The organism is Brevundimonas sp. UBA6550 (assembly GCF_002434505.1).
Taxonomy (GTDB): domain Bacteria; phylum Pseudomonadota; class Alphaproteobacteria; order Caulobacterales; family Caulobacteraceae; genus Brevundimonas.
Genome location: NZ_DJKE01000008.1, coordinates 26,799 through 39,282, shown reverse-complemented (window position 1 = coordinate 39,282; position 12,484 = coordinate 26,799). Strand labels below are relative to the sequence as shown.

10 protein-coding genes are annotated in these 12,484 nt (G+C 68.8%); 5 read left to right on the top strand and 5 right to left on the bottom strand.

Annotated elements, in window-relative coordinates:
• Positions 1-669 (top strand): J domain-containing protein, encoded by a 669-nt coding sequence (locus B3Z70_RS08050; RefSeq protein ID WP_292021420.1) that lies wholly within the window; start codon positions 1-3, stop codon positions 667-669.
• On the opposite strand, the gene B3Z70_RS08045 is transcribed toward B3Z70_RS08050, so the two are convergent.
• The 3 genes from B3Z70_RS08045 to B3Z70_RS08035 form a co-directional block, all read right to left on the bottom strand.
• The gene (locus tag B3Z70_RS08045; RefSeq protein ID WP_292021417.1) at positions 666-1,229 is read right to left on the bottom strand and encodes a hypothetical protein; all 564 of its coding nucleotides are present in this window, start codon (positions 1,227-1,229) and stop codon (positions 666-668) included. The two genes, B3Z70_RS08050 and B3Z70_RS08045, sit on opposite strands and share 4 nt — an antisense overlap.
• Positions 1,230-1,301: 72 nt before the next feature.
• Positions 1,302-1,979 (bottom strand): SDR family oxidoreductase, encoded by a 678-nt coding sequence (locus B3Z70_RS08040; RefSeq protein ID WP_292021416.1) that lies wholly within the window; start codon positions 1,977-1,979, stop codon positions 1,302-1,304.
• Positions 1,980-2,018: 39 nt separating this feature from the next.
• Positions 2,019-3,197, bottom strand: a complete 1,179-nt coding sequence (locus B3Z70_RS08035) for an N-acetylmuramoyl-L-alanine amidase family protein (RefSeq protein WP_292045321.1) — start codon at positions 3,195-3,197, stop codon at positions 2,019-2,021.
• A 509-nt stretch (positions 3,198-3,706) separates the two neighbouring features.
• Here B3Z70_RS08035 and B3Z70_RS08030 point away from each other — a divergent pair.
• Genes B3Z70_RS08030 through B3Z70_RS08015 form a run of 4 tightly spaced genes read left to right on the top strand, consistent with a single transcriptional unit; the run spans position 3,707 to position 9,251 of the window.
• Complete coding sequence (locus B3Z70_RS08030; RefSeq protein WP_292021674.1) at positions 3,707-6,406, top strand: Rne/Rng family ribonuclease; 2,700 nt, start codon at positions 3,707-3,709, stop codon at positions 6,404-6,406.
• A 59-nt stretch (positions 6,407-6,465) separates the two neighbouring features.
• Positions 6,466-7,866 carry a M48 family metalloprotease gene (locus B3Z70_RS08025; protein ID WP_292021673.1) on the top strand — a complete coding sequence of 467 codons (1,401 nt, stop codon included), beginning with the start codon at positions 6,466-6,468 and terminating at the stop codon, positions 7,864-7,866.
• A 22-nt stretch (positions 7,867-7,888) separates the two neighbouring features.
• Positions 7,889-8,680, top strand: a complete 792-nt coding sequence (locus B3Z70_RS08020) for a thioredoxin domain-containing protein (protein ID WP_292021671.1) — start codon at positions 7,889-7,891, stop codon at positions 8,678-8,680.
• 7 nt (positions 8,681-8,687) lie between these two features.
• Entirely contained in the window at positions 8,688-9,251 is a 564-nt protein-coding gene (locus tag B3Z70_RS08015; RefSeq protein ID WP_292021670.1) for a CDP-alcohol phosphatidyltransferase family protein, read from the top strand.
• A gap of 176 nt (positions 9,252-9,427) precedes the next feature.
• On the opposite strand, the gene B3Z70_RS08010 is transcribed toward B3Z70_RS08015, so the two are convergent.
• Together B3Z70_RS08010 and B3Z70_RS08005 are read right to left on the bottom strand one after the other, a co-directional pair.
• A complete protein-coding gene (locus B3Z70_RS08010; RefSeq protein WP_292045319.1) occupies positions 9,428-11,149 on the bottom strand; it encodes a hypothetical protein in 1,722 nt (573 codons plus the stop codon).
• Positions 11,150-11,216: 67 nt separating this feature from the next.
• The gene (locus B3Z70_RS08005; protein WP_292019872.1) at positions 11,217-12,461 is read right to left on the bottom strand and encodes an ectonucleotide pyrophosphatase/phosphodiesterase; all 1,245 of its coding nucleotides are present in this window, start codon (positions 12,459-12,461) and stop codon (positions 11,217-11,219) included.
• Positions 12,462-12,484: the final 23 nt, after the last annotated feature.

Sequence of the window (12,484 nt, the reverse complement as noted above, 5' to 3'; positions counted from 1 at the left end):
ATGTCCGCCTCCTTTCAATACAAGCCGCGCTTCACCGACATCCGCGTGAAGCCGCCGAAGCCCGAGGAAGAGGCGGCCAAGGCCGACGTCCTTCACCTCAAGCCCGGCGAAAAGCCGTGCCAATGGCCCGACTGCCGCAAGGCCGCGACCGCCAAGGCCCCCAAGTCGCGCGACCGGCTGAACGACTTCTACGAATTCTGTCAGCCCCACGCCGGCGAATACAACAAGGGCTGGAACTTCTACGCCGGCATGAGCGAGGGCGAGGTCCGCGCCGCCCAGGAGAACGAAGCCATGACCGGCGGCCGCCCGACCTGGGAGATGAAGGCCGGCAAGTTCACGCGCGAGGCCGCCGCCTTCGCCTCCAAGATGGGCACGTCCAACACCACCGGCGCCGGCTCGTGGCGCGACAGCTTCGGCCTGTTCGGCCGCAAGGGCGATCAGGCGCCGCAGTCCCCGACCGAGGATCGCCGCGTGGGCAAGTTGGAACGCGCGGCTCTCGCCGACCTGGGCCTGGACCCCGGCGCCGACAAGGCCAAGGTGAAGGCCAGCTATCACGAGATGCTGAAACGCTTCCACCCGGACACCAACGGCGGCGACCGCGGCGCCGAGGCCAAGCTGCAGCGCGTCATCAAGGCCTGGAAGACGCTGAAGAAGGCCGGCCTGGCTTAGGGCCTGACCGGCGCCTTGGAGATCAGTTGATCCGCGATCATTTGCTGGGCCTTGGCGTTCATATAGATCAGCGCCTGTTCCGCCGCGACGCGATCCGCCCGGTTCACCGTCGATAGGCCGAGAGACGCCAGAAAGGTCGTCCCCGCGCGTTGATCAGGGCAGGCCGGTCCTTCGATGCCGAACGGTTTGGCGGCGTTATTGAAGACGCAACTCCGGGCGGCCTCGCTGGCCTCATCCCAAGCCCGATCCAGGCGCGCCCTGCTCAAACCCTTTTCGCGTTCGACCCGCGCCGAAGCTCCCAGTTGGATCACATGGGACGCAATCGCGGCATGTATCCAGCGCGGCGGCAAATCAGATCGGCCCGTACAGTCCTGTGAGATCGCCAGAAGGTCGGCGCCGCGTTGCGACAGGGCGCGCATCCCTTGCGACATGCCGCGGTCATAGGCGGTCATCACCGCCTGCTGCTCCGCCTCCGGCAGGCGCGACCAAGCACAGGCTCCCGTCGCCGACGGCGCGTCCGGCACAGACAGAAGCGCAATCGCGGCGAAAATCTGGATCATGGCCATCCCCTTTGCCCCAACCTGTGGCCATCACTGGCACAATCGAGGCGACAACGGCAAGCGGTCGCGGTGTCACTCCGCGTAGATCATCTTGCGGCTCATTCCGCCGTCCACCGTCAGCACCTGCCCCGTCACGAAGTCGGCCTCGGCCAGATACAAGACGGCCTGGGCGACGTCGGCGGGGCGGCCGACGCGGCCGACCGGGTGCTGATCGTGATCGACCGGCCGCAGGCCTTCGCCATCGGAAATCCAGCCCGGCGCGATGGCGTTCACCCGGATCCTGGGCCCCAGGCTGATCGCCAGCGCATGGGTCAGGGCGACGAGAGCGCCTTTCGACGCCGCATAGGCTTCGGTCTCGGGTTCGGACATGAAGGCGCGGGTGGAAACCATGTTGACGATGGAGCCGCCGTCCCTGAGCAAGGGGATGGCGGATCGGCACATCAGAAAGGCGCCGGTCAGGTGGCTGTCGACCACTTTTCGCCAGTCGGCTAGCGACAGATCGGCCAGCGGCCCATTGACGGGATCGGCGACCCCGCCGTTGTTGACCAGCAGATCAAGCTCGGACCAGCCCAGCGTCTCGAAGGCCCGCGCGACCGAGGCCTCGTCGCCCAGATCGCAGTCGACGTGGCGCGCCGCGCCCTCGCCCGGTTTCAGGTCGAACGAGGCGACGTCCCATCCTTGATCCGACAGGGCCTGGCATAATCCCGATCCGATCAGGCCGGATCCGCCCGTGACGATGGCTTTCTTCATGGGCCTCACAACCGGCCGGACGCCGGTTGGTTGCGAGGATCAGGGTTGCCCGGCGGCCAGACCGTTCGAAGCGGTCATCATCGGCGCGGCCGGCTCGCGGAAATAACGGTCGATGCCATCCGCGACCGTCTTCATCAATCGACGGCGGGCGCGCTCGTCGGTCAGCATCCGCTCGTCCTCGGGATTGGTGATGAAGCCCATCTCCAGCAGCACCGCCGGCACGTCGGGCGCCAGCAGCACGGCCAGGCCGGCGTCGCGGTGGCTGCGGCGCAGCAGCGGCGTCTCGGAGCCTTCCAGATGGGTCAGCAGAACCCGCGCGAACTGGGCCGATCGGTTCTGCGTCGCGCGTTGGGTCATGTCCAGCAGGATGCGGTCCACCGACGGATCGCGCCCCGGCAGATGCAGCTCGCGGTGCCAGTTGTCGCCGCGCGTGAACTCTCGCACCGCCCGACCCGCCCCCTGTTCGGACAGGGTATAGACGCTGGCCCCGCGCAGGGCGGGATCGGCGCCGGCGTCGGCGTGCAAAGAGATGAACAGGTCCGCGTCCGCCTGGCGCGCGATGGCCACGCGACGATACAGATCGACATAGCGGTCGTCCTCGCGCGTCAGCCGCACGCGATACCGCCCGGTCCGCTCCAGCTCGCTTTTCAGCGCCAGGGCGGCGGCCAGGGTGACGGTCTTTTCGCGCGCGCCGGCCCCGCTCGCGCCGGGATCGTTGCCGCCATGGCCCGCGTCGATGACGATCAGCGGCTTTCCCGACCGGCGCGGCTGGGGCGGCGGGGTCGATGGCGAGGGCGCGCGGGCGGCCGCGACGGCGCCGCCCACCGCCTTCAGGTCGATGACGTAGCGATAGTGGCTGACCCCGTCGCCGGGCGGCAGCAGAAAGCGCCGCTCGATCTCGCTGCCGCGCGCCAGTTCCAGCTGGATGCGCGACGATCCGCCCGAAGCCGACACGGCGTAGGATCGCACCAGGCCCGATCCGTCCCCGTTCAGGCCCCGGCCCGGCGCCACGCCGTTCAGCGCCAGGGTGACGCGCCCCTGCCCGCCCGCGTCCACCACCCGGCCCTGCGCCGCCTTTTCCAGATCGATGACCACGCGGGTCCGGTCGCCGTCCGCGCCGAAGCGCACGCTGAGCACATCGCCCTGCGCGCCCCAGGCGAAGCCGCGCGTGCCGAACAGTCCCACGGCGCAGATGACCACGAAGGCCAGGGCGGTCATCGCCCATTCCTTCGCGCCCCAGCGCATCAGACCTGTCAAAACGCGACCGCTCATTTGCGCCGACGAACCTACTGAAAGCCTACTCTGCGCCCAGGATGCCAGACGCTCGTATTCAGGGGGTTAAGGCCAACGCCTTTTAATTCGCGAGTTGCGTGACTATGCTGTGACCGCTCGCGAACCGATCGCGCCGATTTCGCCCCCTGCGAAGCCTGGCGCGCCCTCCTCGCGGCGATGACTTTCACCAATCCTAGAATCTCCCGGCATCGCCGAGGATTCGAAGAGCGGACCAGGGACGCGGCCTTCCCAAGGGATTGGCGCGCCCGGTTCAGGACCGACGACTTCCATGGGCCTTAACGCCTGCGCACCCCAACGGCTTGATCAAGCCCGCTTCGCCGTTCTCGGCGAGGGGATGTCGCGCGCGCCGGCCCTCACCTTCATTCGGCGAGCCGCCATGACCCTGTTCCGTGATCCGGGACGGTCGGCCTGCGCGCGCCAGAGAGAGACCATCCATGTCAAAGACAATGCTGATCGACGCGGCCCACCCGGAGGAAACCCGGGTCGCCATCGTGGACGGACGCCAGATTGAGGAATTCGATTTCGAATCCCGTGCGAAGCGCCAGCTTCGCGGCAACATCTACCTGGCCAAGGTCACGCGCGTAGAGCCCAGCCTTCAGGCCGCCTTCGTCGAATACGGCGGCAATCGCCACGGCTTCCTGGCCTTCAACGAAATCCACCCGGACTATTACCAGATCCCCGTCGCCGACCGCGAAGCCATCATGGCCGAGGCGCACGACGACGAGGACGAGGACGATCTGGATCGCGAATCGACCGGCGACGACGTCGATCCCGACGCCGCCCTGGCCGACGAGGAGCGTCTGAAGCGTCGCCTGATGCGGCGCTACAAGATCCAGGACGTCATCAAGCGCCGCCAGATCCTGCTGGTTCAGGTCGTCAAGGACGAGCGCGGCGCCAAGGGCGCGGCCTTGACCACCTGGCTGTCGCTGGCCGGCCGTTACTGCGTGCTGATGCCCAACACCGGCAAGGGCGGCGGCATTAGCCGCAAGATCACCAACACCTCGGACCGTCGCCGCCTGAAGAGCGCCGTCGCGGCCCTGGACGTGCCCAAGGGCATGGGCCTGATCATCCGCACCGCCGGCGCCAAGCGCACCAAGGCCGAGATCAAGCGCGACTATCAGTATCTGCTGCGCCTGTGGGAGACGATCCGCGAGACCACCCTGGCCTCTCACGCCCCCTCGGTGATCTACGAGGAAGAGAACCTGGTCCGCCGCGCCGTGCGCGACATGTTCGACAAGGACTTCGACGGCATCCAGGTCGAAGGCGTGGAGGGTTTCAAGGAAGCGCGCGACTTCATGCGCGTGCTGATGCCGGCCCAGGCCAAGAAGGTTCATCTGTATCGCGGCTCGCGGCCCCTGTTCGCCGCCAACGGCATTGAGGAACTGCTGACGCAGATCCACCAGCCGGTCGTGCCGCTGAAGTCCGGCGGCTATCTGGTCATCAACCAGACCGAGGCCCTGGTGGCCATCGACGTCAACTCCGGCCGCGCCACCAAGGAGCGCAACGTCGAACAGACGGCGTTCAAGACCAATATGGAGGCGGCCGTCGAGGCCGCGCGCCAGCTGCGTCTGCGCGACCTGGCCGGCCTGGTCGTGATCGACTTCATCGACATGGACGAGGGCAAGAATAACCGCGCCGTGGAGAAGGTGCTGAAGGACGCCCTGTCGTCCGACCGCGCCCGCATCCAGATGGGCCGCATCTCGCCGTTCGGCCTGATGGAGATCAGCCGCCAGCGTCGCCGCCTGGGCGTGATCGAGGGCGCCACCGAGGCCTGCCCCCACTGCCAGGGCACCGGCCGCATTCGGTCCGCCGAGTCCGCCGCCCTGATGACCCTGCGCGCGGTCGACATCGAGGCCGGCAAGAACGGCGCGGGCGTCGTGGTGCTGAAGGTCTGCACGGCCGTCGGCCTATATATCCTGAACCACAAGCGCGCCTATCTGCAGGCGCTGCTGGAACGTCGCGGCCTGAACGTCATCGTCCAGATCGACGACAGCCTGGGTCAGGGCGAACACAACATCGAGCGCACCGAGACCAACGAGGACTTCGTGGCGCCCGAGGTCGAGATGCCCGACCTGGACGACGATTTCGACGCCTCCCTCTATGACGACGAGGAAGACGACGACGACGAGGAGATCGTCGCCGACGACGACGAAGACGAGGATTCGCTGGAGCGCGAGGACACGGACGACGACGAACCGCGCGAACGGTCGGAGCGTCACGACGGAAACGGCCGCGGTCGCAACCGTCGCCGCCGTCGCGGCGGTCGGCGCGACGACGAGGCCGTGGACGCCGTCGTCGTGGATGACGCCTCGGACGACGAGGAAGACGAGAACGGCCGTCGCCGCCGTCGCGGCCGTCGCGGCGGTCGCCGGATGCGCGAGGACGGAGAGCGCGACGTCTATACCTGGGTGCGCGGCCGCACGCCCTCGCTGGACGATCCCTATGTCTGGTTCGACCCGCTGAACCCCGGTCGCGGCGAAGGTCGAGGCGAGCGCTCGGAGCGCGCCGAACGCCCCGTCGCCGACACCGGCGTCGAGAACCTGGCCGTCACGGTCGGCGAAACCAACGATGAGGCCGGAAACGAGGAAGGCGGCCGTTCGCGTCGCCGTCGTCGTCGCGGTCGGGGTCGGGGCGGCGAAGCCGGCGCCCTGCACGAGATCAAGGTCGAGAACCGCGCCACCAACGAAGGCATGCCGCCCGACGGTTCGCCCGAGACGCCGATGGCGGTCATGGTCGAACCGACCAGCGAGACCGTCGAGGCCGCCGCGCCGGCCCTCGCGCCCGAACCGCAGCGCCGCCGCGTGCGTCGCAAATCGGCCAGCGCCAGCGTCGAGATCGCGACCGAGCCGCACCCCGACACGGCCATCGAGCCGAACGAGGCGACGGTGGAAGGCGAACCGGCCGACCTTGACGTGACCCCGCACGAGGCGCTCGTTTCGGAAACGGTCGAGATCGCCCCGGTCGAGCAGCCGGCGGAGCCCGCCCCGGCTCCAATCGAGCCCTCGCCCGCCGTCCTGGCCGAACCCTTCGTCGCGCCCACGCCGGAGATCGACGTCGAGGCCCTCATCGCCGAGGATCCCAACCAGATCGTCGCCCCGCCCGAAAAGCCCAAACGCGGGTGGTGGCGCCGCTGATCGGTCACGATTAGATTGTCAGGATGCAGGCGGGGGCCGGTCGCTATTGGAGTTCAGCCATGACGTGGCTTCCCCGCTCTGCATCCCGTCTTCTGGCGGCGGCGGCGACGGCCTTGATGGCCCTGTCCGTCGCCGGCCAGGCCGCCGCGCAAAGTCTGATCCGCGACACCGAGGTCGAGGGCATCGTGCGCGAATGGGCCGACCCGGTGTTCACCGCCATGGGTCTGAACCCGTCCGACATCCAGGTTTTGCTGGTCAATGACGACGAACTGAACGCCTTCGCCACGCGCGGGCGGATCATGGGCGTCAACACCGGCCTGATCCTGCGCACCAAGACGCCCAACGAGTTGCTGGGCGTGATGGCGCACGAGGCGGGCCACATCAAGAACCGTCACACCCTGCGCGACGGCGCCCAGAACGCCGGCAAACAGCCGATGTTCATGACCATGGCCCTGGGCGCCCTGGCCATCGCGGCGGGCGCGCCCGACGCCGGCATGGCCTTGCTGGGATCCAGCCAGTATTTCGGCGCTCTGGGCGCCCTGCGCTACATGCAGGGTCAGGAGGGCGAGGCCGATCTGACCGGGGCGCGCGGCCTGGAGGCGGCTGGCGAATCCGGCGCGGGCCTGGTGTCCTTCTTCGACAACTTCCGCTCGCAGGAGGTCTTCTCCGACGCGCGGCGCTATCCCTATTTCCGCAGCCACCCCCTGTCTTCCCAGCGTATCGAGACCCTGCGCCGCTATGTGCAGGAACAGCCGCACTACGACCATCGCGACAGCCCCGAACGGGTGGCCCAGCACGCCCTGATCCTGGCCAAGATTCACGCCTTCATGGACGCGCCCAACGCCACGCTGCGGGACTATCCCTCCACCGACGTCTCCCTGCCCGGCCGCTACGCCCGCGCCATCGCCTGGTATCGCGACGGCCAGACGGACAAGGCGCTGGCGGCCGTCGACGCCCTGATCGCCGGCGATGTCGCGAACCCCTATTTCCAGGAACTGAAGGGCCAGATCCTGTTCGAGGAAGGCCGCCCGGCCGAAGCCGTCGCCTCTCACCGCGAGGCCGTGCGGCTGAAGCCCGACGCCCCCCTGCTGCGCGTCAACCTGGCCCACGCCCTGATCGAGACCAACGACAAGGCCAATCTGGACGAGGCCATCGACCAGCTGAAACGCGCCGTGGTCGCCGAGAAGGACAACACCATGGCCTGGCGTCTGCTGGCCCAGGCCTACGCCGCCCAGGGCAAGGAGGGCGAGGCCCGCCTGGCCTCGGCCGAATACTATTTCGCCGGCGGCGACGAGAAACAGGCGACCCAGTTCGCCCTGCGCGCCCGGTCCATGCTGGACCCCGGCTCCATCGAATGGCGCCGGGCGGTGGACATCGTCCTGGCCTCGGGCGCCACGCCCGACGATCTGCGCGACCTCGACCAACGCGACGCCGCCCGCCGGCCCACGTCCCTGAACTGATTTTCCCCGACTGCGAGCCTTCATGACCGACGACGCCCCCGCGCCTGCGCCCGAACCCCACGCCGCCCCCCAGCCCAGGACGGCGGGGCTGCTGAGCGGCGGGCGCGCCGGCTACATCGCCCTGGGCCTGTCGGTCGTCGCCCTGGGTCTGGCGGCCGCGCCCTATTTCACCGGCGGCTCCAACGTCCGCGCCTATCTGCTGGACCACCCCGAGGTGTTGCAGGAGGCCAGCCAGGCGCTGCAGGCCAAGGAAGGCCAGGCCCGCGTGGACGAGACCAACGCCGCCGTCGCCGCGAACGCGGGCCTTTTGGCCCCCGACAGCCGCGATCCCAGCTTCGGCCCGGCGGACGCCAAGGTCACGGTGATCGAATTCTTCGACTTCCGCTGCCCCGGCTGCAAGGCCGTGGCCCACGACTACCGCGCCCTGATGGCCGCCCACCCTGAGGTTCGCTTCGTCTTCAAGGACTGGCCCATTCTGGACCGGGGCGACGACGTCACCTCGCAATACGCCGCCCGCGCCGCCCTGGCCGCGCATCAGCAGGGCAAATATCTGGAGGTGTACGACGCGCTGATGAACGAGCGCGCCCTGACCCTTCAATCCATCGACTCCATCCTGGCCGCGCACGGGGTGGACATGACCCGCGCCAAGGCGACCCTGGCCTCGCCCGAGACCACCCGACACATCGCCGACATCCACACCATCGCCGCCGCCCTGCGCCTGCAGGGCACGCCCACCTTCTTCGTCAACGGCAAGGCCGCCGCCAGCATCGACCCCGCCGAGATCGGCAAGATGATCGAGGCCGCGAAGAAATAGGTCCGCGATGCTGAACCACCTGCCCTGGGCTCTGGTCGTCTTCCGGCTGCTGTGCGCGCCTGCGCTGGTCGGCCTGTCGCTGATGGCGCCTCAGGCAGGCGGGGCCGCCGCGATCCTGCTGTCGCTGGCGGTGTTGTCCGACATCTTCGACGGGGTCATCGCGCGGCGGCTGAAGGTGGTCACCCCGACGCTTCGACGCTGGGACGGTCGGGCGGACGTGATCTTCTGGTTAAGCGCCGCCCTCGCCCTTTGGCTGATGCATACGGCCCTGGCGGCGATGGTGGGGCCGCTGGTCTTGATCCTGCTCGTCTTGGAGATCGCCAACCACGCCGTCAGCTTCGCCCGCTTCCGACGCGAGGCTTCCCCTCACCACTGGCTGTCCAAACTGTTCTGCCTGTGTCTGTGGGCGCTGTTCGTTCAGTTGTTCGTCTCTGGCCAGGCGAGTTGGCTGCTGTGGCTGACCTTCGGCCTGGGCATGCTGTCGCAGATCGAGGCCTTCGCCATTACGATGCGGCTGAAGACCTGGCGCTGCGACGTGCCGTCCGTGTTCGCCCTGGGGCGTCAGGTCTAATCGACATTCAGCGCCAAATTGTCATTCCGGGGCGTCCGTAGGACGAACCCGGAACCCAGGAGGCTCGCAATCCGGCGAACTACGTCTAGCAACGGCGTTGAGGCCCTGGGTTCCGGGTTCTTCGCTTCGCTCCGCCCCGGAATGACGATCTCAGATCGACTGAATGTCGATTGGTCCTAGGCCTCGGCCAAGGTCATCTGACCGCCGATCCATTCGACGCCCGCATGGCGCAGGGCGTCGTTGGCGGCCGCCTCGTCGCCCATCGCCTGTTCGGCGCGATACAGGACGTAATAGCTGTAGGGATCGTTCGGCCAGTCCTTCAGCAGTTCGCCAACCTTGGCCTTGGCCCCCGCCGCATCGCCCGACGCCAGCAGGGCGGCCGCCAGGCTGCGGCGCGTCGGATACCAGATCATCGGCGGATCGCCCCCTTCGGGGTTCATGGCCTGGATTTGCGCGGCCCGGCCATAGGCGGCGATGGCGGCGGGATAGTCGGCCTCGATCATGGCCGCCCGCCCCTCCAGCACCTTCTGAAACAGTTCGGCAAAGCCGGTCTGGCGATCCGCCATCGGCCCCTTGAACGCCTTGTCGGCCAACAGCGCGGCGATGCCCGCCGCCTCGGCCCGCACCGCCCGCGCGTCGCCGCGACGCGCCGCCGCCTCGCCCCGCGCATAGCGCCAGCCGACCCGCATTAGCGGCCGACCGGCGTCCGGCTCCGGCAGGGCCGTGACCTGGGCCGCCGTGCCGAACCGGCCGTACAAGGCATAGGCGTCGGCCGCCATGATCTGGCGATAGGCCCAGTAATCGTCCTCCCCCGCCTGGGGCGCGCCCAGCAGCGTCGGATAGGTCGCCATATACCAGTCGGCCAGTTCCAGCCCCTTTTCGGCCCCGCCCGCCATCAGGGCGCCGCCCATGCCGAAATGGATGTTGTGGGCGTGCAGTCTCATGCCGCGAATGCCGCCCGGCGGCCCGACCAGCCGGTCATAGGTCTTGTCCAGCGCCACGGCCTGGACATTGGACATCATCGCATCCTTGTAGCGCCCGACGCGATAGAAGGTGTGCGACGGCATATGCACCAGATGGCTGGCCCCCGGCGCCAGCAGGACCAGCCGCTCGCCATAGGCCAGGGCCCGGTGCGGATCGTCCGACCATTCGGTCAGGTGGATATACAGGTGGATGGCGCCGGGGTCGTTCGGCTTGACCGTCAGGGCGTGTTCCAGAATCGCCATCGCGCGGGTCACGGCCGGATCGGCCGCCTTGCCGCTCTTGTCCCACCACTCGCCCTCGGGCTGCAGCATCCAGGCGTCGGCGGCGATGCTGGCGATGGAGACGTCGTCGGGATGGCGTTTGGCGATCCGGTCCATGGCGCGGGCGAACCGCAGGGCGCGCGTATCCTCCTTGCCGGAATAACGCTGGATCAGGGCGTCGATCATCTGGCGCTGCACCGGCGTCGCGTCGCGGGCCAGCTGACGCGCCTCGCGCGCGACCCTCAGGCCCGTGGCGATCGATTCAGGATCGCCCCCGCCGCCGTTCAGATTCGGCCCGATGGCCCAGGCCTCGCCCCAGGCGCACATGCCGCACGACGGGTCCAGCTGACGCGCCTTTCGAAACGCCCGCACCGATTCGGAATGTTCGAACGCCCAGCGCAGCCGCACGCCATAGTCGAACCAGGCCTGGGCCTCGGGCGTCCTGGCATCCACCGGGAAGCCGTCGCTGCCGAAGCCGGGGACCATGACCATGTCCGCCGTCGGCTGGACGTCGCCGACCGCCCCCACCCGGCCGCAGACCTGGGGATTGGCGATCAGGGCCAGGGTGGCCGCCGTGGCGGTGGCGTCGGCGACCGCGACCGGCACGATCAGACAGGCGACCGAAACCGTCGCGACCCACAGACCCTTGCGCATCGCCGCCTCCCCGCGTTTGCGACGGTCATTGTGCGCCGAAATCGCGGACGCGCCAATGCGCAGCCGTTCAGGGGCGCGTGACGGCCAGCGTATCCTCGGGCCTGCCGTCGCCCATCGGCGCCGCGAGACCCAGCATCCGCGCCAGGAAGGGATGAACGTCCACGCTGTCCAGGTCGCTCAGCCGCCGTCCCGCAACCACGCCCGGTCCATGGGCGATGAAGATCGCGACCATCTCGGGCGCCTGATTGTCATAGCCATGGGCCCCGCCCGCGCGGGTCACGGGTCGGTCGCGCGTCGCGGTCAGCCAGCCGGTCTCGACCAGGCAGACGATCTGGGCCACGCGCGGATTGGAGCCATAGACCAGGCGCGCCGGCACGTCGGCCTTGTTCCAGCATTCCATGTGCGGATGCCGGCCGACCAGTTTCTGCTGCACCTCCGCCTCGCGGCCGGGCGCCGGGTCGGCGGTCAGCACCGCCCCGCCGTAACCGATCTTCAGCGCCGCCGGGTCGATGATGTCGTCGATCCAGACCACCCGGTCGGGCGAGGTCGCCGCCATGCCGTGATCGGACACCACCACCAGCAGGGTCCGGTCATACAGCCCCCTGGCCTTCAGCCCCTCGATCAGCCGCCCGATCGACGCATCGACCGAGGCCGCGGCCGCGCGCGTTTCCGGCGCATCCGGGCCGTTGCGGTGGCCGGCGGTATCGACGATGTCGAAATACAGGGTCTCCAACCTTGGCCGCTGATCCGCGGGCAGGTCCAGCCAGGACAGCAGCCGATCCACCCGCGCATCGCCCGGCATCCCCTGATCGAATGGCGCCCACTGGCTGGGGCGCACGCCGTGGATCTCGACCTCCGATCCCGGCCAGAACATGGTGCCGGTGCGCACCCCGGCCTTCTCGGCCGTGACCCAGATCGGCTCGCCCTGATCCCAGAAGCCGCTTTCCTTGCTGGCCATGGTGAAGACGCCTAGCTGCGCGTCCGTGAAGCGGTTGCCCACCACGCCGTGATGGTCGGGATGCAGACCCGTCACCAGCGTATAGTGGTTGGGAAAGGTCACGCTGGGGAACGACGGCCGCATCGGCCCGAACGCGCCGCCGGCGACCAGTCCGTCCAGCACCGGCGTCTGGCCCTTGCCCAGATAGTCCGGCCGGAACCCGTCGATGGAGATCAGGATCACCCGATCCGGCAGGGCCGCCTGAGCCTCTGCGCCCGCCACGCCCTGCGACGTCTGCACGGGCGGCGTCCCGGCGCAGGACGACAGGGCCAGGGCGCCGGCGGCGATCAGACCGGCGAGCGGGAAACGAAACATGGGCGACCTCGGATACGACACGA

Excerpts from the sequence above, each read along its gene's own strand:
- B3Z70_RS08045 (WP_292021417.1), bottom strand. The coding sequence starts at position 1,229 with ATGATCCAGATTTTCGCCGCGATTGCGCTTCTGTCTGTGCCGGACGCG.
- B3Z70_RS08020 (WP_292021671.1), top strand. The coding sequence starts at position 7,889 with ATGACCGACGACGCCCCCGCGCCTGCGCCCGAACCCCACGCCGCCCCC.
- B3Z70_RS08035 (WP_292045321.1), bottom strand. The coding sequence starts at position 3,197 with ATGACCGCCCTGGCCTTCGTGGTCATCTGCGCCGTGGGACTGTTCGGC.
- B3Z70_RS08005 (WP_292019872.1), bottom strand. The coding sequence starts at position 12,461 with ATGTTTCGTTTCCCGCTCGCCGGTCTGATCGCCGCCGGCGCCCTGGCC.
- B3Z70_RS08040 (WP_292021416.1), bottom strand. The coding sequence starts at position 1,979 with ATGAAGAAAGCCATCGTCACGGGCGGATCCGGCCTGATCGGATCGGGA.
- B3Z70_RS08010 (WP_292045319.1), bottom strand. The coding sequence starts at position 11,149 with ATGCGCAAGGGTCTGTGGGTCGCGACGGTTTCGGTCGCCTGTCTGATC.
- B3Z70_RS08030 (WP_292021674.1), top strand. The coding sequence starts at position 3,707 with ATGTCAAAGACAATGCTGATCGACGCGGCCCACCCGGAGGAAACCCGG.
- B3Z70_RS08050 (WP_292021420.1), top strand. The coding sequence starts at position 1 with ATGTCCGCCTCCTTTCAATACAAGCCGCGCTTCACCGACATCCGCGTG.
- B3Z70_RS08025 (WP_292021673.1), top strand. The coding sequence starts at position 6,466 with ATGACGTGGCTTCCCCGCTCTGCATCCCGTCTTCTGGCGGCGGCGGCG.
- B3Z70_RS08015 (WP_292021670.1), top strand. The coding sequence starts at position 8,688 with ATGCTGAACCACCTGCCCTGGGCTCTGGTCGTCTTCCGGCTGCTGTGC.